The sequence below is a fragment of the Actinomadura sp. NBRC 104425 genome (assembly GCF_030269545.1).
Lineage (GTDB): Bacteria > Actinomycetota > Actinomycetes > Streptosporangiales > Streptosporangiaceae > Spirillospora > Spirillospora keratinilytica.
The window spans coordinates 332135-356092 of sequence record NZ_BSTN01000002.1 but is presented as its reverse complement, the minus strand read 5'-3'; the positions used below and the strand labels follow the sequence as shown (position 1 = coordinate 356092).

General features: G+C 73.4%; 22 protein-coding genes. 16 read left to right on the top strand and 6 right to left on the bottom strand.

What is annotated here, in order from left to right; all coding sequences use genetic code 11:
* Window positions 1-16: 16 nt before the first annotated feature.
* Window positions 17-1777, bottom strand: coding sequence for a coiled-coil domain-containing protein (locus QSK22_RS04735; protein ID WP_285492694.1), 1761 nt, complete (start codon window positions 1775-1777; stop codon window positions 17-19).
* Window positions 1778-2051: 274 nt separating this feature from the next.
* Here QSK22_RS04735 and pip point away from each other — a divergent pair, with 274 nt between their 5' ends.
* From pip to QSK22_RS04675, 12 genes are all read left to right on the top strand, one after another.
* Window positions 2052-3014: a prolyl aminopeptidase gene (gene pip / locus QSK22_RS04730; RefSeq protein ID WP_285492693.1), complete on the top strand. Its 963-nt coding sequence runs from the start codon at window positions 2052-2054 to the stop codon at window positions 3012-3014.
* A 493-nt stretch (window positions 3015-3507) separates the two neighbouring features.
* The gene (ectA, locus tag QSK22_RS04725; protein ID WP_285492692.1) at window positions 3508-4041 is read left to right on the top strand and encodes a diaminobutyrate acetyltransferase; all 534 of its coding nucleotides are present in this window, start codon (window positions 3508-3510) and stop codon (window positions 4039-4041) included.
* 242 nt (window positions 4042-4283) lie between these two features.
* The gene (gene ectB / locus QSK22_RS04720) at window positions 4284-5546 is read left to right on the top strand and encodes a diaminobutyrate--2-oxoglutarate transaminase (RefSeq protein ID WP_285492691.1); all 1263 of its coding nucleotides are present in this window, start codon (window positions 4284-4286) and stop codon (window positions 5544-5546) included.
* A gap of 33 nt (window positions 5547-5579) precedes the next feature.
* Window positions 5580-5975 carry an ectoine synthase gene (locus QSK22_RS04715; RefSeq protein ID WP_285492690.1) on the top strand — a complete coding sequence of 132 codons (396 nt, stop codon included), beginning with the start codon at window positions 5580-5582 and terminating at the stop codon, window positions 5973-5975.
* A complete protein-coding gene (gene thpD, locus QSK22_RS04710) occupies window positions 5972-6880 on the top strand; it encodes an ectoine hydroxylase (RefSeq protein WP_285492689.1) in 909 nt (302 codons plus the stop codon). Before QSK22_RS04715 ends, thpD begins: the two co-directional genes overlap by 4 nt.
* Before the next feature lie 215 nt (window positions 6881-7095).
* The gene (ehuB, locus tag QSK22_RS04705) at window positions 7096-7992 is read left to right on the top strand and encodes an ectoine/hydroxyectoine ABC transporter substrate-binding protein EhuB (RefSeq protein ID WP_285492688.1); all 897 of its coding nucleotides are present in this window, start codon (window positions 7096-7098) and stop codon (window positions 7990-7992) included.
* A 6-nt stretch (window positions 7993-7998) separates the two neighbouring features.
* A complete protein-coding gene (ehuC, locus tag QSK22_RS04700) occupies window positions 7999-8703 on the top strand; it encodes an ectoine/hydroxyectoine ABC transporter permease subunit EhuC (RefSeq protein WP_285492687.1) in 705 nt (234 codons plus the stop codon).
* Entirely contained in the window at window positions 8703-9356 is a 654-nt protein-coding gene (gene ehuD / locus QSK22_RS04695; RefSeq protein WP_285492686.1) for an ectoine/hydroxyectoine ABC transporter permease subunit EhuD, read from the top strand. Before ehuC ends, ehuD begins: the two co-directional genes overlap by 1 nt.
* On the top strand, window positions 9343-10257 hold the full coding sequence (gene ehuA, locus QSK22_RS04690) for an ectoine/hydroxyectoine ABC transporter ATP-binding protein EhuA (RefSeq protein WP_285492685.1): 915 nt from the start codon (window positions 9343-9345) through the stop codon (window positions 10255-10257). Before ehuD ends, ehuA begins: the two co-directional genes overlap by 14 nt.
* Before the next feature lie 81 nt (window positions 10258-10338).
* Entirely contained in the window at window positions 10339-11514 is a 1176-nt protein-coding gene (locus QSK22_RS04685; RefSeq protein ID WP_285492684.1) for a thiolase family protein, read from the top strand.
* Entirely contained in the window at window positions 11498-11920 is a 423-nt protein-coding gene (locus tag QSK22_RS04680; protein ID WP_285492683.1) for a Zn-ribbon domain-containing OB-fold protein, read from the top strand. The genes QSK22_RS04685 and QSK22_RS04680 overlap by 17 nt, the downstream gene beginning before the upstream one ends.
* 33 nt (window positions 11921-11953) lie before the next feature.
* On the top strand, window positions 11954-13087 hold the full coding sequence (locus QSK22_RS04675; RefSeq protein ID WP_285492682.1) for an NAD(P)H-dependent flavin oxidoreductase: 1134 nt from the start codon (window positions 11954-11956) through the stop codon (window positions 13085-13087).
* Between the two features lie 39 nt (window positions 13088-13126).
* Here the strand turns inward: QSK22_RS04675 and QSK22_RS04670 are convergent, their stop codons facing one another.
* The 3 genes from QSK22_RS04670 to QSK22_RS04660 form a co-directional block, all read right to left on the bottom strand.
* Window positions 13127-14185 (bottom strand): SGNH/GDSL hydrolase family protein, encoded by a 1059-nt coding sequence (locus QSK22_RS04670; protein WP_285492681.1) that lies wholly within the window; start codon window positions 14183-14185, stop codon window positions 13127-13129.
* A 274-nt stretch (window positions 14186-14459) separates the two neighbouring features.
* Window positions 14460-15578, bottom strand: coding sequence for an ADP-ribosylglycohydrolase family protein (locus QSK22_RS04665; protein ID WP_285492680.1), 1119 nt, complete (start codon window positions 15576-15578; stop codon window positions 14460-14462).
* Window positions 15579-15593: 15 nt separating this feature from the next.
* Entirely contained in the window at window positions 15594-16556 is a 963-nt protein-coding gene (locus tag QSK22_RS04660; protein WP_285492679.1) for a GlxA family transcriptional regulator, read from the bottom strand.
* A gap of 71 nt (window positions 16557-16627) precedes the next feature.
* Between QSK22_RS04660 and QSK22_RS04655 the strand changes: the two genes are divergently transcribed.
* Window positions 16628-17395, top strand: coding sequence for an MBL fold metallo-hydrolase (locus QSK22_RS04655; RefSeq protein WP_285492678.1), 768 nt, complete (start codon window positions 16628-16630; stop codon window positions 17393-17395).
* Window positions 17396-17539: 144 nt separating this feature from the next.
* On the opposite strand, the gene uvrB is transcribed toward QSK22_RS04655, so the two are convergent.
* Together uvrB and QSK22_RS04645 are read right to left on the bottom strand one after the other, a co-directional pair.
* Window positions 17540-19657, bottom strand: a complete 2118-nt coding sequence (gene uvrB, locus QSK22_RS04650; protein WP_285492677.1) for an excinuclease ABC subunit UvrB — start codon at window positions 19655-19657, stop codon at window positions 17540-17542.
* 116 nt (window positions 19658-19773) lie between these two features.
* Window positions 19774-20961, bottom strand: coding sequence for a sensor histidine kinase (locus tag QSK22_RS04645; protein WP_285492676.1), 1188 nt, complete (start codon window positions 20959-20961; stop codon window positions 19774-19776).
* Between the two features lie 260 nt (window positions 20962-21221).
* On the opposite strand from QSK22_RS04645, the gene QSK22_RS04640 reads away from it, so the two are divergent.
* Genes QSK22_RS04640 through QSK22_RS04630 form a run of 3 tightly spaced genes read left to right on the top strand, consistent with a single transcriptional unit; the run spans window position 21222 to window position 23950 of the window.
* Window positions 21222-22229: a hypothetical protein gene (locus QSK22_RS04640; RefSeq protein WP_285492675.1), complete on the top strand. Its 1008-nt coding sequence runs from the start codon at window positions 21222-21224 to the stop codon at window positions 22227-22229.
* Window positions 22226-23062, top strand: coding sequence for a hypothetical protein (locus QSK22_RS04635; RefSeq protein ID WP_285492674.1), 837 nt, complete (start codon window positions 22226-22228; stop codon window positions 23060-23062). Before QSK22_RS04640 ends, QSK22_RS04635 begins: the two co-directional genes overlap by 4 nt.
* Before the next feature lie 27 nt (window positions 23063-23089).
* Window positions 23090-23950 (top strand): inositol monophosphatase family protein, encoded by an 861-nt coding sequence (locus QSK22_RS04630; RefSeq protein WP_285492673.1) that lies wholly within the window; start codon window positions 23090-23092, stop codon window positions 23948-23950.
* Window positions 23951-23958 lie beyond the last annotated feature (8 nt).

Below are 23958 nucleotides of genomic sequence, written 5' to 3'. Positions count from 1 at the left end.
AGCAGGCCCGCGGCGGTCAGATCCGCGGGGCCGCGGTCGGCATGATCGTGCGCAGCTGCCGGGTGAGCTCGTCGATCAGCGAGCGGGCCTGGTCGGCGGCGTTGCGGGCGCTGTCGCGCTCCTGCGACAGCTCGGCGATGGCCGCGCGCTGCTCGGTGACCGCCTGCGCGAGCTGGTCGACCCACTGCTCGCGCTCGCCGAGCTTCTCGGCGACCGCGTCGCGCTCGGCGGCGATCTGCCGCATGCCCGCCAGGGCCTTGTCGCGCTCGCGCTCGGCGGTCTCGGCCCGGCCGCGCGCCAGCGTCAGCTCCGACTCGGCCTGCGCCTGCGCCTGCAGCGCGGCGTCGCGCGCCCGCTCGGCCGCCTCCCGGGCCCGCTCGGCCGCCTCGCGCGCCTGCTCCAGCTGCGCGCGGGCCTGCTCCAGCTGGGCGCGGGCCGCGACGGCGGCGTCGCGCTCGCGCTCGGCCTTCTTGGCGGCCTCCAGCGACTGCGCCGCCGTGTCGAGGGCCTGCTCGCGCTCCTTGCCGGCCTGCTGCACCAGCCGGTCGGCCTCGGCCATCCGCCGGTCGGCGTCGGCGGCCCGCCGGTCGGCGTCCGCGGCGCGGCGCTCGGCCTCCTGGGCCCGCCGCTCGGACTCCTGCGCGCGCAGCTCGGCCTCCCCGGCGCGGCGCCGGGCGTCCTCGGACTCCTTGGCGGCCGCCGCGGCGACCTGCTGCAGGTTCTTGGCGGTCAGCTCGGCGTCGGCGGCCTTGGCGCGCAGCGCCGACAGCTCGCCGTGCGCGCCCTCCAGCGCCCGCGACAGCTCGGCGGCCTGCTCGGCGAGCCGGTCGCGCTCGGCCTCGGCGGCGCGCCGCGCGGTGACGGCGTCCTCGACGGCGCGCAGGGCGTCGTCGCGGGCCTCGCTCATCGAGTCGCGCTGCGCCATGGCCTGCCGGACGGTGGCCTCGGCCTCGGCGACCCTGCGCTCGGCCTGCTCGGCCTGCGCCTGGGCCTGCTCCATCTGGGCGCGGGCCTGCTCGGCCTGCACGCGCGCCTGCTCCGCCTGGGCGAGGGCCTGCTCGGCTTGGGCGCGCGCCTGCTCGGCCTGGGCGCGCCCTTGCTGGGCCTGGTTCCAGGCGGCGGCGGCGTCGCGCTGGGCGGCCTCCTTCTCGGCCTGCATCGCGGCGATCTGGGACTGCGCCTCGCTCTGCGCCTCGGCCAGCCGCCGCTCGGCCTCCAGCGCACGCCGGTCGGCCTCCTCGGCCTGCCCCCGCGCACGCTGCACCTCGCCCCAGGCCGCCGCCGCGTCCCGCTGCGCCGACTCCTTCTCCGCCTGGAGCGCGGCGACCTGGTTCTGCTTGTCGGCCTGGAGCGCGGCGATCTGGGACTGCGCCTCGCTCTGCGCCTCGGCCAGCCGCCGCTCGGCCTCCAGCGCACGCCGGTCGGCCTCCTCGGCCTGCCCCCGCGCACGCTGCACCTCGCCCCAGGCCGCCGCCGCGTCCCGCTGCGCCGACTCCTTCTCGGCCTGCATCGCGGCGACCTGGTTCTGGGCGTCGTTGTGGGCCTCGGCGACCTTGCGCTCACCGGCGGCGAGCGCGTCCCCGATCAGGTCGGCCATCTGCCGCAGCCGCTCGACGATGTCCCACGGCTGCGCCTCGGCCAGGTCGGGGTCGCGCCGGCCGCCCGCCTCGCCCGCGCGCCCGGCGGCCTTGATCGGCTGCTGGGCCGCGGGAACGGGCCAGGGAGAGGCCGAGTCCGGGATCTTGCGTCCGCCGCCCGACCCGTTCAGCTCGCTCACTCCGGCCCTCCAAGTTCTCCTCGCCGTACTCGGCCGACCCGCCGGGCGGCGCGGGTGCGGAGCAACGGTCGCGGGGCTGCTGTGCTCATCTGTTCGCTGCACTCCTCGCCTGGCGGCTCGTCGCTTGGCACATGGAAGGCACTCTAGTGCCGATCACCACAGCGTTTGCCCTGTTTGGGGTTTAGTTTCTTGATCCTCACAGTCCTTTCCCGCAGATCAAGCCGCGGATGCGGCGTCTCACGGCCCCCCGCGTGAGATGAAACAATCACAGCCCATGGAGCTCGCAACCCTGTATCCGCCGATCGAACCGTACGATTCCGGGCTGCTGGACGTGGGCGACGGCAACCGGATCCACTGGGAGGTCTGCGGAAACCCCGACGGCAAGCCCGCGGTGATGGTGCACGGCGGGCCCGGCGCGGGCTGCACGCCCGCGCACCGCCGCCAGTTCGACCCGAAGGCGTACCGGATCGTGCTGTTCGACCAGCGCAACTGCGGGCGCAGCCTGCCGCACGCCGCCGACCCCGGGGTGTCGCTGGAGCACAACACCACCTGGCACCTGGTCGCCGACATGGAGAAGCTGCGCGAGCACCTGGGCATCGAACGGTGGCTGGTGTTCGGGGGGTCGTGGGGCAGCGCGCTGGCCCTGGCGTACGCGCAGACGCACCCCGACCGGGTCAGCGAGCTGGTGCTACGGGGCATCTTCACCCTCCGGCCGTTCGAGCTGTACTGGTTCTACCAGGAAGGCGCCTCGCTCATGTTCCCCGATCTGTGGGAGAAGTTCCTGGCGCCCATTCCCGAGGACGAGCGCGAGGACCTCCTGCGCGCCTACCACGAGCGCCTCAACTCCCCCGACCGGGACGTGCGCGTGGCCGCCGCACGGGCCTGGGCGCAGTGGGAGGCGGGCACGATGAAGCTGCGCCCCTCCCCCGACCTGGTCGAGTCGTTCGGCGACCCCGACTTCGCGGTGGCGTTCGCCCGCATCGAGAACCACTACTTCGTCAACGAGGGCTTCTTCGACCACGAGCAGCTGCTGCGCGACGTCGACAAGATCCGGCACATCCCGGCCGTCATCGTGCAGGGCCGCTACGACGTCTGCACGCCGCCCGCCACCGCGTGGGACCTGCACCGCGCCTGGCCCGAGGCCGAGTTCCACCTCGTGGACGATGCGGGCCACTCCTACGACGAGCCCGGCATCCTGCACCACCTCATCGAGGCCACCGACCGGTTCGCCCGCTGAGCCCTTTCCGCTGCGCCCCGACGCTTCTTCCCCTTCAGTGCCGCCCGCGGGCTCCTGTGGACGCCTGCGGGCGGGGCTGCGCCGCACCCTGAACGCCCGCGAGGGGCGCCGGCGAAGACCGCGCAGGGCCGCGTCTCGCCTGTCACTCAGACCGCGCGGCCACCGCGGGACACACCCCGACGCACTGCAGGGCCACACAGTTGTCACTACGGCCGAGTGATTTACCTCACACAATTGAAACATCGAGGTCGGGTGCTGTGCACGCCGCGTCACCCACGGTGGCGGGCGTGACGGGCGCCGGCGCGTCCGGTGCCCGTCACGCGGATTCCCCTGCGTGCGGCGGAGAACGGCGCGCTCGTCCCCCGCCGCCGCGCGCGCCGAACACGCCCGATTCGAACAAGCAATTTTCCCTACCCCGTCGCGGGAATGCCAAACATCTCGTCGATAACAATGCCCGCGGCGCGTTCAGGAACCTTCGCTAGGTTTCTCTCACATGGCAGCGCAATCCCTGCACTCGACATCCCCGCCGACAGGGAGCGAGCCGGCGTTCCGGCTCCGCGAGCCGGACCTGGCCGACGGTCCCGAGATGTGGCGGCTCGCGCGAGACTCGAACGTGCTGGACGTCAACTCGCCATACAGTTACGTGCTCTGGTGCCGCGATTTCTCCGGCACCTCCGTGGTGGCCCGGGCGGACGGCGCGGCGTGCGGTTTCGTCACCGGTTACGTGCGCCCCGGCCGGCGCGACACGCTGTTCGTGTGGCAGGTCGCGGTCGACCGCGCCCACCGCGGCCGGGGCCTCGCCCGGCGCATGCTGGACCGGCTCGGCGACCGGATGCCCGCGCTGGGCTGCCGGTACATGGAGGCGACGGTCACACCGGGCAACGCCGCCAGCGCGGCGATGTTCGAATCGTTCGCCCGGGGCCGCGGCTGCGCGGTGGTCCGCAGCCCGCTGTTCGGCGAGGCGCACCTTCCCGCCGGCCACGAACCCGAGATCCTTTTCCGCATCGGCCCGCTGAGCCGTTCCTGACGGCCACCGCGCGGAGCCCGCGGCGGCGTCCGCCCGGCCCTGCGCCCGGGCACCGCCGGGCGGTGCACGCAAGCCGGCGCGCGGCGCACCGGACCGGTCCACGCCCCCGATCCTGCGATCCCGGCCCGCTCCCCGTTCAGCCCGTTCTCAGATCCGCCCGGATTCCGATCCCGACCGTCCCGACGACCGCACGGCCGAGTTCTTCGACCGCCCATTCCCGAACCACCGGAGGCAGAGAAAACATGGACGTATTCGCTCGTCTCGAATCCGAGGTGCGCGGCTACTGCAGGGGCTGGCCCACGGTGTTCACCACCGCGCAGGGCAGCCATATCACCGACGAGGACGGAAAGACGTACCTGGACTTCTTCGCGGGCGCGGGCACGCTCAACTACGGGCACAACGACCCGGGGCTGAAACGCCGGCTGCTGGACTACCTGGCGAGTGACGCGATCGTGCACTCGCTCGACATGTACACCGCCGCCAAACGGCGGTTCCTGGAACGTTTCGACGAGGTGGTGCTCCGGCCGCGCGGCCTGGACTACAAGGTGCAGTTCCCCGGTCCGGCGGGCAACCATGCGGTGGAGGCCGCGCTGAAGCTGGCGCGCAAGTACACCGGCCGGGAGACGGTCGTCAGCTTCACCAACGCCTTCCACGGCATGACGCTGGGGGCGCTGGCGGTGACCGGCAACTCGATGAAGCGCACCGGCGCGGGCGTGCCGCTGGGCCACGGCGTGGCCATGCCCTACGACAACTACCTGGACGGCCGCACCCCCGACTTCCTGTTGTTCGAGACGATGCTGGAGGACAGCGGCAGCGGCCTGGACAAGCCCGCCGCCGTGATCGTCGAGACCGTGCAGGGCGAGGGCGGCGTCAACACCGCCAGCGCCGAGTGGCTGCGCGGCCTGCAGGACCTGTGCCGCCGCCACGACATCCTGCTGATCGTCGACGACGTGCAGATGGGCTGCGGCCGCACCGGCCCGTTCTTCAGCTTCGAGGAGGCCGGGCTCACCCCGGACATCGTCTGCCTGTCCAAGTCGCTGAGCGGCTACGGGCTGCCGCTGGCGGTGACGCTGCTGCGGCGGGAACTGGACGTGTGGGAGCCCGGCGAGCACAACGGCACCTTCCGCGGCTTCAACCCCGCGATGGTGACCGCCACCGGCGCACTGGAGGACTACTGGGCCGACGAGGGCCTGGAGAAGCAGACCCGGGCCAAGGGCGAGCAGGTGGAGCGGGCGCTGAACGAGATCGCGCTGGAGCATGCGGGCGCGGTGCACTCGGTGCGCGGGCGGGGCCTGGTGTGGGGCCTGGTCATGCGGGAGCCGGAGCTGGCGCCCAAGGTGTGCGCCGAGGCGTTCCGGCGCGGCCTGCTCATGGAGACCTCCGGGCCCGAGGGCGAGGTCGTCAAGCTGCTGCCGCCGCTGACCACCACCGAGGCGGACCTGGCCGCCGGCCTGGAGATCCTGGCCGACTCGGTCGAGGCCGTCCGCACCGCCGTGACCGCCTGAACCCGCGCCGCGTCCGCCGGAGAGGAGCAACGAATGATCGTCAGGTCACTGAAGGACGTCATCGGCACCGACCGCGATGTGAAGGCGCCGACCTGGGAGAGCCGCCGCCTGGTGCTGGCCAAAGAGGGCGTCGGCTTCTCCCTGCACGACACGGTGCTGTACGCGGGCACCGAGACGAGGATGTGGTACGCCCACCACATCGAGGCCGTCTACTGCATCGAGGGAGAGGGCGAGCTGGTCAACGAGGAGACCGGCGAGACGCACCGGATCGAACCGGGCGTCATGTACCTGCTCGACGGGCATGAGCACCACACGCTGCGCGCCCGCACCGACGTGCGCACGGTCTGCGTCTTCAACCCGCCCTGCACCGGCCGGGAGGTGCACGACGAGAACGGTGTCTACCCGCTGCTGACCGAGGAGGACGCGTGAGTGTCATCGAGTCCCATCCGACGAGCACCGACGCCTATCCCACCCGCAAGGCGGCCGAGCCCGCGCTGCTGTACCGGCAGGACCCCGTGGTGTACGGCGGCCCGGACGACGGCCCGATCGACGCCGAGACGCTGCGGTCGTACGAGGCCACCGGCTATCTGACGGTCGAGCGGCTGCTGGAGCCCGAGGAGGTGGAGACCTACCGGGCCGAGCTGCGCCGCCTGGCCTGCGACCCGAACATCCTGGCCGACGAGCGGACGGTCACCGAGCGCGACTCCGACGAGGTCCGCTCCATCTTCGAGGTGCACCGGATCAGCGAGGTGTTCGCCGGCCTGGTGCGCGACCCGCGGGTGGTCGGCCGGGCCCGGCAGATCCTCGGCGGCGACGTCTACGTGCACCAGAGCCGGGTCAACTACAAGCCCGGGTTCACCGGCAAGGACTTCTACTGGCACTCCGACTTCGAGACCTGGCACGCCGAGGACGGGATGCCGCGCATGCGCGCGGTGAGCATCTCCATCGCGCTCACCGAGAACTTCGTCCACAACGGCGGCCTGATGATCATGCCGGGGTCGCACAAGACGTTCGTGTCCTGCGTCGGGGAGACCCCGGCCGACCACTACAAGCAGTCGCTGCGCAACCAGGAGATCGGCACGCCCGACCAGGGCAGCCTGTCGGTCCTGGCCGAGCGGCACGGCATCGACCTGCTCACCGGCCCGCCCGGCTCGGCGACGATGTTCGACTGCAACTGCATGCACGGCTCCAACGGCAACATCACCCCCTTCCCCCGCTCGAACGTGTTCATCGTGTTCAACAGCGTCGACAACGCCTGCGTGGAGCCGTACTCCGCGCCCGCGCCGCGGCCGTCGTTCATCGGCGCACGCGACTTCACCCCCGTCCGCGACTGACCCGGACCGGGCCCGGCCGGCGGCGGGCCGGCCGGGCCCGGTCGCAGATCCGCGGCCCGTCCGCCGCCGCCCAGCCCCGGCAAGGCGCGGACGGGCCCGCGGCGGAACGGGCGGTCCCGCTCCGGCGCGGCCGCCCGTCCCGCACCCGACACGACCACCGGCAAGCCCGGCCCCGCGACCGTCGGCGCCGGGCCTCACCCTCCAGGAGTTCGACGATGACTTCCCCGACGAGACGCCACTTGCTGCGCACCGCGGCCGTGCTGGCCGGGGCGGTCCCGCTGGCCGCCGCCGGCTGCTCGCGGACCGATCCCGAGCAGGAGCTCCGGGGCGGGGGCACCCTGGAGCGCGCCCGGCAGGACGGCAAGATCAAGGTCGGCTTCGCCAACGAGGCCCCGTACGGCTACACCGACACCTCCGGCGAACTGACCGGGGAGGCGCCCGAGCTGGCCCGCGTCATCTTCAAGGAGCTGGGCATCGGCACGGTCGAGGGAGTCCAGGTCGACTTCGGCGGGCTGATCGGCGGCCTGAACGCCCGCCGCTTCGACGTGATCGCCGCCGGCATGTTCATCACCCCCGAACGCTGCTCGGCGGCGGCGTTCTCCGACCCCGAGTACATCGCCAAGAGCGCGTTCATGGTGCCCAAGGGCAACCCCGAGGGCATCGCCACGTTCGAGGACGCCGCCGCCAAGAACCTGCGCGTCGGCGTGCTGACCGGCGCCGTGGAGGCCGGGTACGCCGAGAAGCTCGGGGTGAAGAAGAGCAACATCAAGACCTTCCCCGACCAGCCCAGCGCCTACGAGGGGCTGAAGGCCGAGCGCATCGACTGCATCGCGCTGACCCGCATCTCGCTGGCCGACCTGCTGTCCAAGCACAAAGGCGAGCCGTTCGAGCTCACCGACGCCTTCACCCCCGTCATCGACGGCAAGGAGCAGAAGGGCGCGGGGGCGTTCGCGTTCCGCAAGGCCGACGGCGACCTGCTCAAGGCGTTCAACGACAAGCTCGCCGAGCTCAAACGCTCCAACCGGCTGCTGCCGATCCTGCAGCCGTTCGGGTTCACCCAGGCCGAGATGCCCGGCCCGGACGACACCGCCGCCGCGTACTGCCGGGGCTGATCGGTCATGTCGGACGTGCTCGACGCCTACCCGCAGCTGCTGCGCGGCACGTGGACCACCGTCCAGCTGACGGTGTACGGGGCGGCGCTGGCGCTGGTGCCGGCGCTGGTGTTCGGCCTGGCGGGCACCTCGCGGCACACCGCCGTCCGCGCGCTGAACCGGGTGTACGTGGAGTTCTTCCGCGGCACCGCAACGCTCGTGCTGATGTACTGGCTGTTCTACGCGCTGCCGCTGGTGGGGTTCCGGTTCACGCCGGTCGCCGCGGCGGTGCTGTCGCTCGGCCTCAACGTCGGCGCGTACGGCGCCGAGGTGGTGCGCGGCGCGGTCAACGCCGTGCCCAGGGCGCAGTACGAGGCGGCGGTCGCGCTGAACTTCACCCCGTGGCAGCGGATGCTGCGGGTGACGCTGCCGCAGGCGGTGGCGCTGATGCTGCCGCCGTTCGGCAACCTGCTGATCGAGCTGATGAAGGGCACCGCCCTGGTCTCCCTGATCACCATCGGGGACCTGACGTTCAACGCCCAGCGGATCCGCGCCGCCACCGGGGAGACGGCCGCGACGTTCCTGGTCATCTTGGTGGTGTACTTCGCGATCGCGCAGATGCTGCAGCTGGCCGTGCGGTACGCCGAGCGGCGCGTCGACCGCATGCTCGGCAGGCGGCCGGACCGGCGCGCGGCCGCGGCGGCGTCCGGTGCGGGGGCGGTGAAGGCCTGATGACCTGGGACTGGAACTACACCGGCGAGATCCTGCCGGACCTGCTGGACGGGCTGCGCGTCACCGTGCTGGCCACCGTGCTCGGCTACCTGATCGCGCTGGTGCTGGGCCTGGTGTGGACGCTGCTGCGGCGCACCCCCAGCCGGGCCGTCAACCAGGCGGTGCGGTGGGTGGTGGAGTTCATCCGCAGCACCCCGCTGCTGGTGCAGCTGTTCTTCATCTTCTACGTGCTGCCCTCCTGGGGGCTGACGCTCGGCGCGCTGACGGCGGGGGTGATCGGCCTGGGGCTGCACTACTCGACCTACACCTGCGAGGTGTACCGGGCCGGCATCGCCGACGTGCCGCGCGGCCAGTGGGAGGCGTGCGTGGCGCTGAACCTGCCGCGGCGGCGCGCCTGGCAGGACGTGATCCTGCCGCAGGCGGTGCGCAGGGTGGTGCCGAGCCTGGGCAACTACCTGATCGCCATGTTCAAGGACTCGCCGCTGCTGCTGGCGATCAGCGTCAGCGAGCTGCTCGGCGCCGCCTACCGGGCCGGCGCCGAGACGCTGCGCTACCTGGAGCCGATCACGGTCGTGGGCGTGCTGTTCGTGATCGTGAGCGTGCTGTCGTCCATCGTCGTCCGTCGCCTGGAGAGGCGCTATGCCACCTATTGACCCACCTGTCGACCCGCCTGTCGACCCGCCTGCTGACCCGCCTGCTGACCTCGCACCGTCCGCGTCCGTCCCCGAGGAGTCCCCGGAGGGCCGCCGCCTGCCCGCGCCCGGCCCGGCGCGGCCGGCCGACGGCGCGCCGGGCATCCGCTTCGAGAAGGTGGTCAAGCGGTTCGGCCGCAACGTGGTGCTGCGCGAGCTGGACTTCACGGTCGCGCCCGGCGAGCGGGTGACGCTGATCGGGCCGAGCGGCTCGGGCAAGACCACGATCCTGCGGCTGCTGATGACGCTGGAGAGGGTGGACGGCGGCGTCATCTGGGTCGGCGACCGGCCGCTGTCGCACATGCCGCGCGGCGGCCGGCTCGTCCCGGCCGGCGAGCGGCACCTGCACGAGATGCGCAAGCAGATCGGCATGGTGTTCCAGCAGTTCAACCTGTTCCCGAACATGAACGTGCTGCGCAACCTGACCGAGGCGCCGGTGCGCGTGCTGGGGCTGTCCAGGGACGAGGCGGTCGAGCGGGCCCGCCGCCTGCTGGACATGGTCGGGCTGGCCGACAAGATCGACGCGCATCCGTCTCAGCTGTCGGGCGGGCAGCAGCAGCGGGTCGCGATCGCCCGGGCGCTGGCCATGGAGCCCAAGGTGCTGCTGCTGGACGAGGTCACCTCGGCGCTGGACCCCGAGCTGGTCGTCGGCGTGCAGGACCTGCTGCGCGACATCGCCCGGGACAGCGACCTGACCATGCTGTGCGTGACACACGAGATGAACTTCGCGCGCGACATCTCCGACCGGGTGCTGATGTTCGACCGGGGGCGGATCGTCGAGGAGGGGCCGCCGGAGCGGATCTTCGAGGCGCCCGCCGAGCAGCGCACCCGCGACTTCCTGCATGCGGTGCTGGCGTCCTGACCGTCCGCGCCCCCTCCCCCACACCGACCAGAATCAGATTCGGTAACGTTTTCCGCAAGGACGGAAAGCGAAGGAGGGGGCGTGACGGGACCCACGTCGGGTGCCGCGATCGCGGGGCTGGGCATGACCGAACTCGGCAAGGTCTACGGGCGCAGCCCGCGCCGGCTCGCGGCCGAGGCGGTGCGGCGGGCCGTCGCCGACGCCGGGCTGGCCCTGGGCGACCTGGACGGCCTGCTGGTCAGCCACGGCATGAGCGGCTCGCCCGGCATCGAGCTGGCCGGCACGCTCGGCCTGCGCGACCTGCGGCTGCTGACCCAGATGAACGCGTTCGGCGCGACCGCCGGGGCGATGGTGGCGTACGCGGCGATGTCGGTGATCAGCGGCGCCGCCTCCACGGTCGCGTGCGTGTTCGCCGACGCGCCGCTGCGGCCCAAGCAGCCAGCGGGTTCGGCGTACCACCGCGACGCCCGCGAATGGTACGGGTACGGCGGCATGACCGCCGCGCTGGGATTCCGCAGCGTCAACGCGTTCTACGCGCTGGCCGCCCGGCGGCACATGGCCCGCTACGGCACCACCAGCGAGCAGCTCGGCGCGATCGCCGTCGCCACCCGGCAGTGGGCGGCGCGCAACCCGCTGGCGCAGATGCGCGAGCCGATCACCCTGGCCGACCACCAGAACTCCCGGTGGGTCGCCGAACCGCTGCACCTGCTGGACTGCTGCCTGGTGTCCAACGGCGCCATCGCCGTCGTCGTCACCGGCGCCGACCGCACCCGCGACCTGGCCCAGCCGCCCGTGCACCTGTGGGGATGGGGCCAGGGCCACCCCGGGCACGGCAGGGAGCGCGGCAGCGAGTTCGGGCTCACCACCGGCGCGGCCGTGTCCGGCCCGATCGCGATGAAGATGGCCGGGGTGGGCGTCGGCGACATCGACATGTGCCAGCTCTACGACTGCTACACCTACACGGTGCTGGTGTCGCTGGAGGACTACGGCTTCTGCGCCAAGGGCGAGGGCGGGCCGTTCGTCGAGTCCGGGGCGCTCGGGCCGGGCGGGGCGCTGCCGACCAACACCGGGGGCGGGCAGCTCTCCGCCTACTACATGTGGGGCATGACGCCCCTGTCGGAGGCGGTGATCCAGGCCCGCGGCCACGGCGGGGACCGGCAGGCCCCCCGCAACGACGTCATCCTGGTCAGCGGCAACGGCGGCGTCCTGGACCACCACTCCACGCTGATCGTCAGCCCGCATGCGAAGGGAGCCTGAGATGGACCTGGGCGTCCTGCGCCGCGACGGGCGCACCGACCCGTTCTTCGACGGCGCCGCGGCCGGCCGACTGGTCGTGCGGCGGTGCGACGCCTGCGACCGGTGGCTGGCGCCGGACGCCGGCGACTGCCCCGGCTGCGGCGGATCCGACCCCGCCTGGGCCGAGGCGAGCGGCGAGGCCACCCTGGTGACCTGGACCGTCCTGCACGGCCGCCCCGCCGGCGACGGCACCGTGCCGCCGCCGGTCTGCCTGGCGCTGGTGGAGCTGGCCGAGGGGCCGTGGCTGCACACCCGGCTCGTCGGCGCCGACCTGGCGGCGCTGCGCGAGGGGCTGCCGCTGCGCGCGGTGTTCGAGCACCCCGCCGAGGGCGAGTCCTACGTGCTGTTCCAGCCCGCCGCACCCTAGACCGAACGGCGTTCGGTCACCTAGCGTCGGGGCATGCGCACCGAGGTCTGCGAACGGTTCGGCATCGAGTTCCCGCTGTTCGCCTTCAGCCACTGCCGCGACGTGGTCGCCGCCGTCACCAACGCCGGGGGGTTCGGCGTGCTCGGCGCCGTCGCCTACACGCCCGAACGCCTGGAAGAGGAGCTGCGCTGGATCGACGACCACGTCGGCGGCCGCCCCTACGGCGTGGACGTCCTGGTCCCCGGCCGCATCGACGAGGCCGCCCGCAGCGGCTCGGGCGGACTCGGCGGCCTGCTGGCGGCCGTCCCCGAAGAGCACTGGAAGTTCCTGGCCGAGCTCTTCGACAAGTACGGGGTGCCGCGGCCGGAGTTCGACCGGGCCGGACGGTCCGGCGCGCGCGGCCCCGGCGTCACCGAACGCGGCGCCACCGAACTGGTCGAGGTCGCCCTCTCCCACCCCATCCGGCTGATCGCCAGCGCCCTCGGTCCGCCGCCGCCGCACATGGTGGAGGCCGCGCGGGCCGCCGGTGTCCCGGTGGCGGCGCTGGTCGGCACCGCCGAGCACGCCCGCCGCCAGGTCGCTGCGGGCGTGGACCTGATCGTCGCACAGGGCGGCGAGGCGGGCGGGCACACCGGCGAGATCTCCACCATGGTGCTCGTCCCCGAGGTCGTGGACACCGTGGCGCCCATCCCGGTGCTGGCCGCGGGCGGCATCGCCACCGGTCGGCAGATGGCCGCGGCGATGGCGCTGGGCGCCTCCGGCGTGTGGTGCGGCTCGGTGTGGCTGACCACCGAGGAGGCCGAGACGCCCCCGGTGGTCAAGAGCAAGCTGCTGGCCGCCACGTCCCGCGATACCGTCCGCTCCCGGTCGCGCACCGGCAAGCCCGCCCGCCAGCTGCGGTCGGCGTGGACCGAGGAGTGGGACGGCCCGGACAGCCCCGGCCCGCTCGGCATGCCGCTGCAGATGGTGCTCGCCGAGGGCGCGATGCGGCAGATCACCAAGGCGGCCGAGACCGGCAACCCGGGCGCCCGCGAGCTGGCCGGCTACTTCGTCGGGCAGTGCGTGGGCCTGATGAACTCCGTCCGGCCCGCCCGCCAGGTCGTCTACGACATGATCGAGGAGTTCGCCGACGCCATCGAGCGGCTCAACGCCCTCACCGAGGGCTGACCGGAGATCGTCGCGGAGACCGGCCGCCCGCTGCGGGCGTCAGCGGAACTGGTTGAGCGGGCGGCCGGGCCCCTTCCTGATCTGCTCGATGAACAGCTCCGCCAGCGCCCGGTGCCCCTCGACGGTGGGGTGGAAGCTGCGCGGCTCGGCCGACAGCCCGGCCAGGTTCACCGCCAGGCCGTTGACGTACGGGTCGAGACTGCCCGCCTCGTGCCCGGCGAACGCGCTGTAGGCGTCGACGAACTCCACGCTGCCCGGCGCGCGGTCGGCGGCCAGCCGCTCGTCGGCCTCCCGCACCGTCTGCCGGATCAGCTCGTTCAAATCGCGCGCCCGGGCGTTGAGCCAGCGCTGGTCGGCCACGTCGATGTTGTCGCCGGAGGCGTTGTCGACCTCGGAGAACAGCCGCGGATAGCCCATCACGACCACCCGGGCGCGCGGCGCCCGGTCGGTGATCTTGTCGAGCAGGGCGGGCAGGGTGCGGCGCAGTTCGGCCACCCGCGCGGCGATGTCGCCGCCCTGCTCCTGGCACCGGCGGCTCCACGGCAGCTTGACCACGCATCCGGCCAGCACCCGGGAGAAGCCGACGTCATTGCCGCCGATGCTGATCGTCACCAGGCTGGTGCCGGCGCCGATGCGGCCGAGCTGGGCGGGCTCGCCGGACTTGCCGTCCAGGACGTCGGCGGTGGTCGCACCCGAGCAGGCCCAGAACGCGGTTCCGCCGGCGAAACGGAACTCCCTGGCCACCTGGTGGTAGTAGGCGTTGGACGTGCGGTGGCAGCGGTTGAGCGGGTTGTGGTCGGCCGCCGTCGTCTCGGCGCCCAGGCCGGAGGAGTAGGAGTCGCCGAGCGCCACGTACGCGCCCCGCGTGGCGGCCTCCACCGGGGTCAGCGGGACGGCCTGGGTGGAGGTGACCGGCACGGCCTGCAGCGTGTGCACCGCCCGCGGGCAGCTTTTGCCGAAGACCTCGCAGCGCACCGCGGGGAACGCCGCCAGCGGCGTGAACACCGCCGCGATGAAGATGAGCAGGAGGGCGATGGCGAGACCCCTGTCACCGAGGCGGTCCCGTACCCGCCGCGGCCAGGAGCGCGGCCCCGTCATCGCCCTCCCTTCCCTCGTCCCCGCATGATCAGACGAACCTGCCGCGCCCCGAGTTCCCGCCCGATCCCACCCGGGCGCCGACCGTGCGCGGCCCCGCCGCGGCCTCGGCCGTTCCTGCGGAAACTCGGCGCATCCGTGCCCGGCGCACCAGGGGGCGTTCCACGGCACGCACCAGAAAGTGACCAGCGCCACACCGAGGGCCCCAACCCGGCCGGACACCGCCCGCAGCGACCGGGCGCCGCCCCCCTGGCGAACGTGGCCGCCGATGCGCTTGTCACGCCTCCGGGTAGCGCATCAGCCACGACATCGGCGGTTCACCGTAGTCGCCGGTGGGCGGGTTGGGGCCGAACTCCTGCGCGCAGTCGTCGGCCATCGCGGCGACCGTGCCGCGCACTTCGAGCCCGTCCCGCCACGCCTGCGGGAACGCCGCCGACCCGTACCGGGCGCCGAGCAGGTTCCCGCAGACGGCACCGGTCGAATCGCTGTCGCCGGAGTGGTTGACGGCCAGCAGCAGGCCGCGCCGTCCCACGGCCTCCGGCGCGCCCTCCCGCTCGGCGGCCAGGGCCGCGTACACGCCGATGGCCAGCGCCTCCTCCCCGGTCCAGCCGCCGCCGAGGGTCTCCAGCCGTTCCGGCGACGGCGGCTCGGCGGCCAGCTCGACCGCCCGGTCGAGGGCGCGGGAGGTCTCCCGGTGCCGCCGGTGCCCGCGCAGCAGCGCGCGGGCGGTGTCGAGGGCCTCCCGCAGCGCGGCGCCGCGCAGCAGGCCGTGCACCGTCGCGGCGAGCACCCCCGCGGGAAGCCGGCCGGTCGGGTGCCCGTGCGTCAGCGCCGCCGCCTGGCAGCCCAGCTCGAAGGCCCGCTCGGCGCTTGCCGCCGCGATCCCGCACGGCGCGGCCCGCACGACGCCCATGCACCCCTTGGAGTCGTTGATGGGGTCGTCGACCGTGCCCAGCGGCCAGCCGGGACGCTGCCGTTCGGCCGCCTTGAGCAGCGCGGACAGGACGGTCCGCCCGGGCGCCCGGCGGCTCGTCATGGCCGGGTCCATGTTCAGCGGGCCGTACAGCGAGTGCTGCGGCGGCATCCGCACGCCCTGCCCGGCGAGCCAGGTGAGGTACGCCGACTGCAGCAGGCCCAGCGTCGCCCCGCCGATGCCCCTGGCCCTGGCCCGCACGGACGCCTGTACCAGCGCCTGCGCGGTGAACATCGTCAGCTGCGTGTCATCGGTGATCGACCCGGCGGGCAGCCGCCCCGGGACGTACCCGGTGATCCCGCCGGCCCCGTACCGGCGGCGGATCTCCGCAAGGGGCATGCCCTCGACGGGCGCGCCGAGCGCGTCCCCGATGGCGCCGCCGAGCAGGCAGCCGAGCACGCGGTCGGGATCGGGATACGGCACGCGAACCTCCCAGGGTCATGTGGCGCGGAAAGCGTTGCGGTAGGCCTGCGGGGGCACGCCCACGAGCCTGCGGAAGTGCGGACGCAGCGCCACGCCGTCGGAGAACCCGGACCGCCGCGCCACCGCGTCGACGCCCAGGTCCGTGCTCTCCAACAGGTGCTGGGCGCGCAGCACCCGCTGGGTCAGCAGCCAGCGCAGCGGCGACACGCCGGTGGACTGGCGGAACCGCCGGTCGAACGTGCGGCGGCTCATGTGCGCCGCGGCGGCCAGCCGGGCGACGTCCAGGCGCGGATCGTCCAGGTGCGCCAGCGCGTACGCCACCGCGTCGCTGATCGCGTCGCCCACCGGCGGCTCGGGCACCGGACGCTCGATGAACTGGGCCTGCCCGCCGGTCCGCTGCGGCGCCACCACCAGCGCCCGCGCGACCGCGTTGGCCACCGCCGCGCCGTGCTCGCGCCGCAGCAGGTACAGGCAGGCGTCGATGCCGGCGGCGCTCCCCGCGCTGGTCACGATCGTGCCCTCGTCCACGTACAGCGCGTCGTCGACCACCGCCACGCCCGGGTACCCGGCGGCGAGGTCGGCGGTGTGGCGCCAGTGCGTGGTGGCCCGGCGCCCGTCCAGCAGGCCCGCCTCGGCCAGCACGAAGGCGCCCAGGCACAGCCCGACCACGATCGCCCCGTCGGCGTGGGCGGCGAGCAGCGCCTCCAGCACCGGCGGCGCGGCGGACGCCCGGTCCGGTTCCCGCCAGCCCGGGACGATCACCATGCCGGCCCGGTCCAGCGCCTCCAGCGGGTGCGGGGCGCTGACCCGGATGCCCGCGCTGGTCGTCAACGGGCCGGGACGCTCGGGGACGGCCACCACCTCGAACGCGGGGCCGCCGGGCACCGCCAGGCCGAACACCCGCTCGGGCACGGCGATCTCCAGCATCGGCGCGTCGTCGCCGAGCACCACGCCGATCGTCCTGGGGTCCCGGGGCATGGCCGGATCCTATCGCACCATGGCGTTCACGCCACTCCTGCGGCTCCGCCCGGCCCGGCACAGTACGTCCCATGACCATGACGATCCTGCCGGTCGGCGGCCCGACCGCCGTGCTGGAACTCGGCGGCCTGCGCCTGGTCACCGACCCCACCTTCGACCCGCCCGGCGACTACCCGATCGGCGACCACGTCCTGACCAAGTTGGCCCCGCCCGCCGTCGACGCCGCCGGGATCGGAGCCGTCGACGCCGTACTGCTCTCCCACGACCAGCACCCCGACAACCTCGACCACGCCGGCCGGGCCCTGCTCGGCACGGTCCCGCTGGTGCTGAGCACCACCGCCGCGGCGGGCCGCGTCCCCGGCGTCACCGCCCTGCGCCCGTGGCAATACCGCGACCTCGGCCCCGTACGGATCACCGCGGTGCCGGCTCTGCACGGCCCGCCGGGCACCGAGCACCTCACCGGAGAGGTCATCGGATTCGTGCTGACCGGCGCCGGCCTGCCGACCGTGTACGTCAGCGGCGACAACGCCTCCCTGGACGTCGTCCGCGAGATCGCGACGCGCTTCCCGCGCATCGACGTGGCACTGCTGTTCGGCGGCGCGGTCCGCACTCCCCCGATCGGCGACGCGCAGTTCACCCTGGGCGCCGCCGCGATGACCGAAGCCACCCGCATCCTCGGCGCCCGCCACGTCGTCCCACTGCACATCGAGGGCTGGACCCACTTCACCGAGGGCCCCGCCGACGTCGAGGCCGCCTTCACCAAGGCCGCCCTCGCCGACCGCCTCCACCTCCCGACCCCCGGCCGCCCCATCGCCCTGCCCCCGCCTGACGTCCGTTGAACGGCGGCTGCGTCGCCACCGGGATCCACCGCGGGCGCCTCGCGGCCGCCCAGCCGTTCGCACCGGCGTCGAGATCCCCGGAGTGACCGGTTAGGCGCATTCGGGGGCGCACGGGCGTGTGGCGGAAGGGCGGTCGGGGGCGGGTCAGCGGACGCCGGCCTCCTTCATCTCGCGCAGTTCGCGCTTCAGTTCCTTGATCTCGTCGCGGAGCCGGGCGGCGAGTTCGAACTGCAGGTCGGCGGCGGCCTGGTGCATTTGGGCGGTCATTTCCTCGATCAGCGACTCCAGCTCCTCGCGGGGGCGTTCGCCGACCAGGTCGGCGGCGTGGCGGCCGGCCTCGCGAGCGCGGGAGGCCAGGCCGGGCACGGGCGCCTTGCCGCGGCTCTGCTGGCGGGCCGCGCCGCCGATGAGGGTCTGGGTGTCGGCGTCCTCGCGGGCCAGGGAGTCGAGGATGTCGGCGATCCGCTTGCGCAGGGCGCGCGGTTCGATGCCGTGCTCGGCGTTGTAGGCCTGCTGCTTGGCGCGACGCCGGTTGGTCTCGTCGATCGCCCGCTGCATGGACGGGGTGACGGTGTCGGCGTACATGTGCACCTGGCCGGACACGTTGCGGGCGGCGCGGCCGATCGTCTGGATCAGCGAGGTCTCCGAGCGCAGGAAGCCCTCCTTGTCGGCGTCCAGGATCGCCACCAGCGACACCTCGGGCAGGTCCAGTCCCTCGCGCAGCAGGTTGATGCCGACCAGCACGTCGAACTCGCCGGAGCGCAGCTCGCGCAGCAGCTCGATGCGGCGCAGCGTGTCGACCTCGCTGTGCAGGTAGCGCACCTGGATGCCGAGCTCCAGCAGGTAGTCGGTGAGGTCCTCGGCCATCTTCTTGGTCAGCGTGGTGACCAGGACGCGCTCGTCGCGGGCGGTGCGTTCGCGGATCTCGTGCACCAGGTCGTCGATCTGGCCCTTGGTGGGCTTGACCACGATCTCCGGGTCGAGCAGGCCGGTGGGGCGGATGACCTGCTCGACGACGTCGCCCTGGACGCGCTCCATCTCGTAGGGGCCGGGGGTGGCCGACAGGTAGACGGTCTGCCCGATGCGCTCCAGGAACTCCTCCCACTTCAGCGGGCGGTTGTCCATGGCCGACGGCAGGCGGAAGCCGTGCTCGACCAGCATCCGCTTGCGGGAGGCGTCGCCCTCGTACATGGCGCCGATCTGCGGGACGGTCTGGTGGGACTCGTCGATGACCAGCAGGAAGTCCTCGGGGAAGAAGTCCAGCAGGGTGTTGGGCGCCGACCCGGCGGGGCGGCCGTCGATGTGCCGGGAGTAGTTCTCGATGCCCGAGCAGGTGCCGACCTGGCGCATCATCTCGATGTCGTAGGTGGTGCGCATGCGCAGCCGCTGCGCCTCCAGCAGCTTGCCCTGCCGCTCCAGCTCGGCCAGGCGCTCCTCCAGCTCGGCCTCGATGTCGCGGATGGCGCGCTCCATGCGCTCGGGCCCGGCGACGTAGTGGGAGGCGGGGAAGACGTAGACCTCCTCGTCCTCCGACAGGACCTCGCCGGTGAGCGGATGCAGGGTGGCCAGCTTCTCGATCTCGTCGCCGAACATCTCGATGCGGACGGCGAGCTCCTCGTACTGCGGGATGATCTCGATGGTGTCGCCGCGGACCCGGAACGTGCCGCGGGTGAACGACAGGTCGTTGCGGGTGTACTGCATCTCGACCAGCCGGCGCAGCAGCTCGTCGCGCTCGATCTCGTCGCCGACGCGCAGCGGGACCATCCGGTCGACGTACTCCTGCGGGGTGCCCAGGCCGTAGATGCACGACACCGAGGCGACCACGACGGTGTCGCGGCGGGTCAGCAGCGAGTTGGTGGCCGAGTGGCGCAGCCGGTCGACCTCGTCGTTGATCGAGGAGTCCTTCTCGATGTAGGTGTCGGTCTGCGGGATGTACGCCTCGGGCTGGTAGTAGTCGTAGTACGACACGAAGTACTCGACGGCGTTGTTCGGCAGCATCTCCCGCAGCTCGTTGGCGAACTGCGCGGCCAGCGTCTTGTTGGGCTGCATCACCAGGACGGGGCGCTGCAGCCTTTCGATCAGCCAGGCGATCGTGGCGGTCTTGCCGGTGCCGGTGGCGCCGAGCAGCACGACGTCCTTGTCGCCGCGCTCCACCCGCCGGGCCAGCTCGTTGATCGCCTCGGGCTGGTCCCCGGACGGCGTCATCTCCGTGACGACCTCGAACGGCGCGACCTTGCGCTGCAGGTCGGTGATCGGCCGCATTCCGCCTCCCCCCGTACCGGGTCCGCGGCGGACCGGGGTGATCCGCCGTTCCCCACTTTATGCAGCGGGTCCGACAATGTCGTACCGGAGGACGTTTCCCCAGGTCAGAGCCTTGATCAGTGCGGTGAGGAGGGGGCCGGGAGGGGCAGGTGGGCGCGGACGCGGAAGCCGCCGCCGTCGCACTGCCCGGCGGTGAACACCCCGCCGAGGGCGGTGACCCGCTCGCGCAGCCCGAGCAGGCCGTTGCCGCCGCTGGGCAGGCCGTGGGCGGGCGCCGCGCGCGGCGGGGCGTTGGTCACCTCGACCTCGACGGCCTCGGGCCGCAGCCGCAGGTCGACGCTGGTGTCGGCGTCGCCGGCGTGCTTGTGGACGTTGGTCAAAGCCTCCTGGACGAGCCGGTACACCGCGCGGCTGACCGCCGGGGGCATAGGCCGCTCCTCGCCCCGGACCCGCAGGTCGACGCGCAGGCCGGTGGCGCCGGACTGGTCGACCAGGTCGCGCACGTCGGCCAGCGTCGGGGAGGTCTGCGGCAGCACGTCTTCGCCGTGCCGCAGCACGCCGATGACCTGGCGCAGCTCCTCCAGGGCCTGCCGTCCCATGTCGCCGATGACGGCCGCCGTCTCGGCCGCCCGTGCGGGGTCGCGGGCGGCGACGGCCTTGAGCGCCCCCGCGTGCACCACCATGACGCTGATGCGGTTGGCGACGACGTCGTGCATCTCCCGGGCGATGCGGGTGCGTTCCTCGGCGCGCGCGCGTTCGGCGAGCAGGTGCTGCTCCAGTTCCAGGCGCTCGGCGCGTTCCTGCAGGGAGGCGAACAGCTGCTTGCGGGCGCCCATGTAGAGGCCCAGCAGCACCGGGGAGAAGATGAACGTGACGCCCGCGACCAGCAGGCCGAGGAAGGGTTCCTTGGCGGCGGTCGGGCCCGGCACCAGCAGGTAGGCGGCGAAGTTCAGCGCCGCGATGGCGAGCACGGTGCGCCGTGACGCGGTGTAGGCGCCCAGCGAGTAGAGGATCACGAGCGTCGAGAAGGCGCCCGCGCCCAGGGCCGCCCCGAAGGCGACGGCGAACAGGGCCAGGGCCACCGGGTGGCGGCGCCGCACCGCCAGCCCGAGGGCCAGCACCGCGCTGCACAGCGACACGGCAACGGGCGGAAGCCAGAAGCCGTCGGTGGCGAACCAGAGGAAGACCCCGTCGACGGCGGCGAGCGCGACGGCGAGGGACAGGTCGAGCGCCTGGGAGCGGCGGGTCGGCCACAGCTCCCACCACCACTCCCGAAAGCCCTCCCACCAGCCCCGGATTCGCATGGTGACGAGCCTATAGCCCAGGTCGATCGGCCCCGTCGTTTTTACGACGTTCCGGCGGTACCGCAGCGCGTGTGGCGGCACATCCGTAATAAGCGGTCCCGTTGTGCGGACGATCCGGCGCCGGTTTTTCCGGCGGGCCCCGGGCGGCCGCCCTCCTCGCGGCCCTACGGGCACATCGATCGGGCGCCGGGGACGGTGGCCCCGCTGTGGCGGTCTGGTTACGATGACGGCGCCGCCGATGGACGGGGAACTGTGCTGCGATGACGCGATTCGCGCTTTGGCTCGGGAAGAACGCCGACGCCCTCATCGCCCTGGTGCTGGCCGTCGCCGTCGCCGTGATCGGCCTCGGCGTGCGGGTGCCGGACGAGGTGACCGACAGCGCGATCCTGGCGGTGATCGGCCTGCTGGCCACCTCGGTGCTGCGTGACCGCGCCCGCCGCGTCCCGGTGGAGGCCGAGGTCCGCGACACGCTGCGGTCGTCCTCGGCCACCCTGGAAGAGCTGGGCGAGCGGCTGGCGCAGATCGAGCGTTTCGAGGGCGTCATGTCCGACACCAAGCGCGCCCTGGACGAGACGGCGGTGGTGCGGGTCATCGACGGCGCGCAGGTGGGGCAGGTGCTCGCCGAGGCCCGCCGCGACACCGACCGGTGGTTCTTCAAGGGCGGCACCGGCACCTACATCCGGGCGCGGACGCTGCCGGAGTGCGTGGCCGCGGCCCGCCGCGAGCGCCGCACCCTGCTGGTCCGGCTGGAGATCATCGACCCCACCAACGTGACCGTGTGCGAGTCCTACGCGCGGCACCGCCGGTCGGTGTCGGACCGGCCGGACGCCACGGGCGAGCCGTGGACGCTGGACCGCACCCGCAAGGAGGCCTACGCCACGATCCTGGCGGCCTGCTGGCACAAGCAGCGCTTCAACATGCTCGACATCGACATCGGCCTGTCACAGACGATGACGACGCTGCGCTACGACCTGGCCGCGTCCCGCCTGGTGATCACGCGGGACGATCCGCGCGGCGAGGCGCTGGTGGTCGACAGCGGCAAGTTCTTCTACGCCTGGTGCGCCGCCGAGCTGCAGACCAGCCTCGACCAGGCGCGCCGGGTGCCGGTCGAGCAGGCCCGGCTGGCGCCGCTGGACGACGAGCCGACCGTCGAGGAGGCGCGCAAGCTGTTCGAGGTCACCGGGATCGAACTGCCGGGCTCCTACACCGACCGCGACGTCATCGACATCATCCGCAAGGCGCTGCGCGCCAAGGACCCCTACGAGTGACGGTGATGCGCTTTCCGGACCTGCACGGCGGCGTCTACGGCGCCGTCTACGGCGAGATCGCCGCGGGCACCGCGGCGGGGTCGCTGCCCGCGTGGGCGCGCGACATCCTGGTGGACGTCGCGCAAGGGCGGTCCCCCATCGCCCCGGTGCGGCACCCGCTGGGCTTTCTGTGCCTGCCCGTGGAGCGGCGCGGCCAGCTGGGGGTGTGCCTGCACATCTGGTCCCCGCAGGTCACGCCCGCGCCGTCGACCACGTCGCTGGTGCACTGCCACAGCTGGGACCTGGTCAGCTTCGTCCTGTACGGAAAGGTGCGGAACATGCGGGCACGCGTCGTCGAGGAGGACCCGGCCACGCACCGGGTGTTCGAAGTGGTGAGCCGCGGCGGCGTGGACGAGCTGCGCGCCACCGGCCGCACCGTCCGGTACTCCCCCGGCGACGCCGCCACGCACCGCACCGGCGAGACCTACAGCCTGCCCGCGGGCGCGTTCCACAGCACCGTCATCGAGGGCGAGCCGGACGCCGCCACGGTGGCGCTGGGCCGGCAGATCCCCGACGGGGGCGACCTGTCCCTGGGCCCGCTCGACCTGCCCACGCACCAGGTGCGGCGGGCGAACTGCGACCCGGACGAGGCCGCCCGCGCCGCCCTGCGTTCGGCGCAGCGCATCGCCGCCGAGTACTCGCTGCCGCCGCGTTACGTCCGGGCCCCGGCCGCCGACGCCGCCCGTCCGGGGGGCACCGGCGCGGGCGCCGCACGCCAGACGTCCCCCGAACCCGCCCCGCCCCGTCCGGGGCCCGATGGCACCCCGGCACCGCGCCGCTCGGCGCGGCCCTAGCGTCCGCCCCCCGATTGGAGAGGTCCGATGAAAACCCCTCCCCCCGCCCAGGCCGATCCGGTCGACCTCGTCCAGGCCCGTCAGGTCGCCGTGGACGCCGCCGAGGCGGCGGGGGCGCTGCTGCGCGCACGCATGTGCGAGCCGCTGCGGATGCGCGCGAAAGGCGACCACGGCGACGTGGTCACCGACCTGGACACCGCGGCCGAGGAGCTGATCCTGCGCAGGCTGCGGGCCGTCTACCCGGGCCACCGCATCATCGCCGAGGAGTCGGGCGTCCTGGAGGGCGGCGACGGCATGGTGTGGCTGGTGGACCCGCTGGACGGCACGAACAACGTCGCGATCGGCATGCCCGTGTACGCGGTGGGACTGGCCCTGTGCAGGGGGTCGGTTCCGGTGCTGGGGGTCGTCCACGACCCCGTCACGGCGCGCACGTGGTCGGCGGCGCGCGGCCAGGGCGCCCACGGGCCGGACGGTGCGCGGCTGCGCCTGGACGGCCCGGGCCGCGTCGAGCACCCCGTCCTGGCCTGGACGCAAGGCCACGAGGTGGGGCGGGGCGACCCGGTCGCGCTGAGCATGCGCACGTCGCTGGAGGCCGGGTGCGGGCGCCTGCTGCAGCTGTGGGCGCCGCTGGTGGCGTGGGTGATGCTGGCCCGCGGCGACATCGACGGCATCGTCGGCTACCGGCCCGAGATGGTGGACCTTCCCGCCGGTGCGCTGCTGGCCGCCGAGGCGGGCGCGGAACTGCGCGGCCTGGACGGCTCCCCCTACGAGCTCGACATCGACCTGCCCGCGGAGCAGCGCGGCTTCGTGGCGGCCCGCGCGAACCTGCTGGACCGCCTCCTGGAGACCACCGCCGCCGCCACCGCCGTCAACGGCCTGCGCCTGTGACCGCCAGG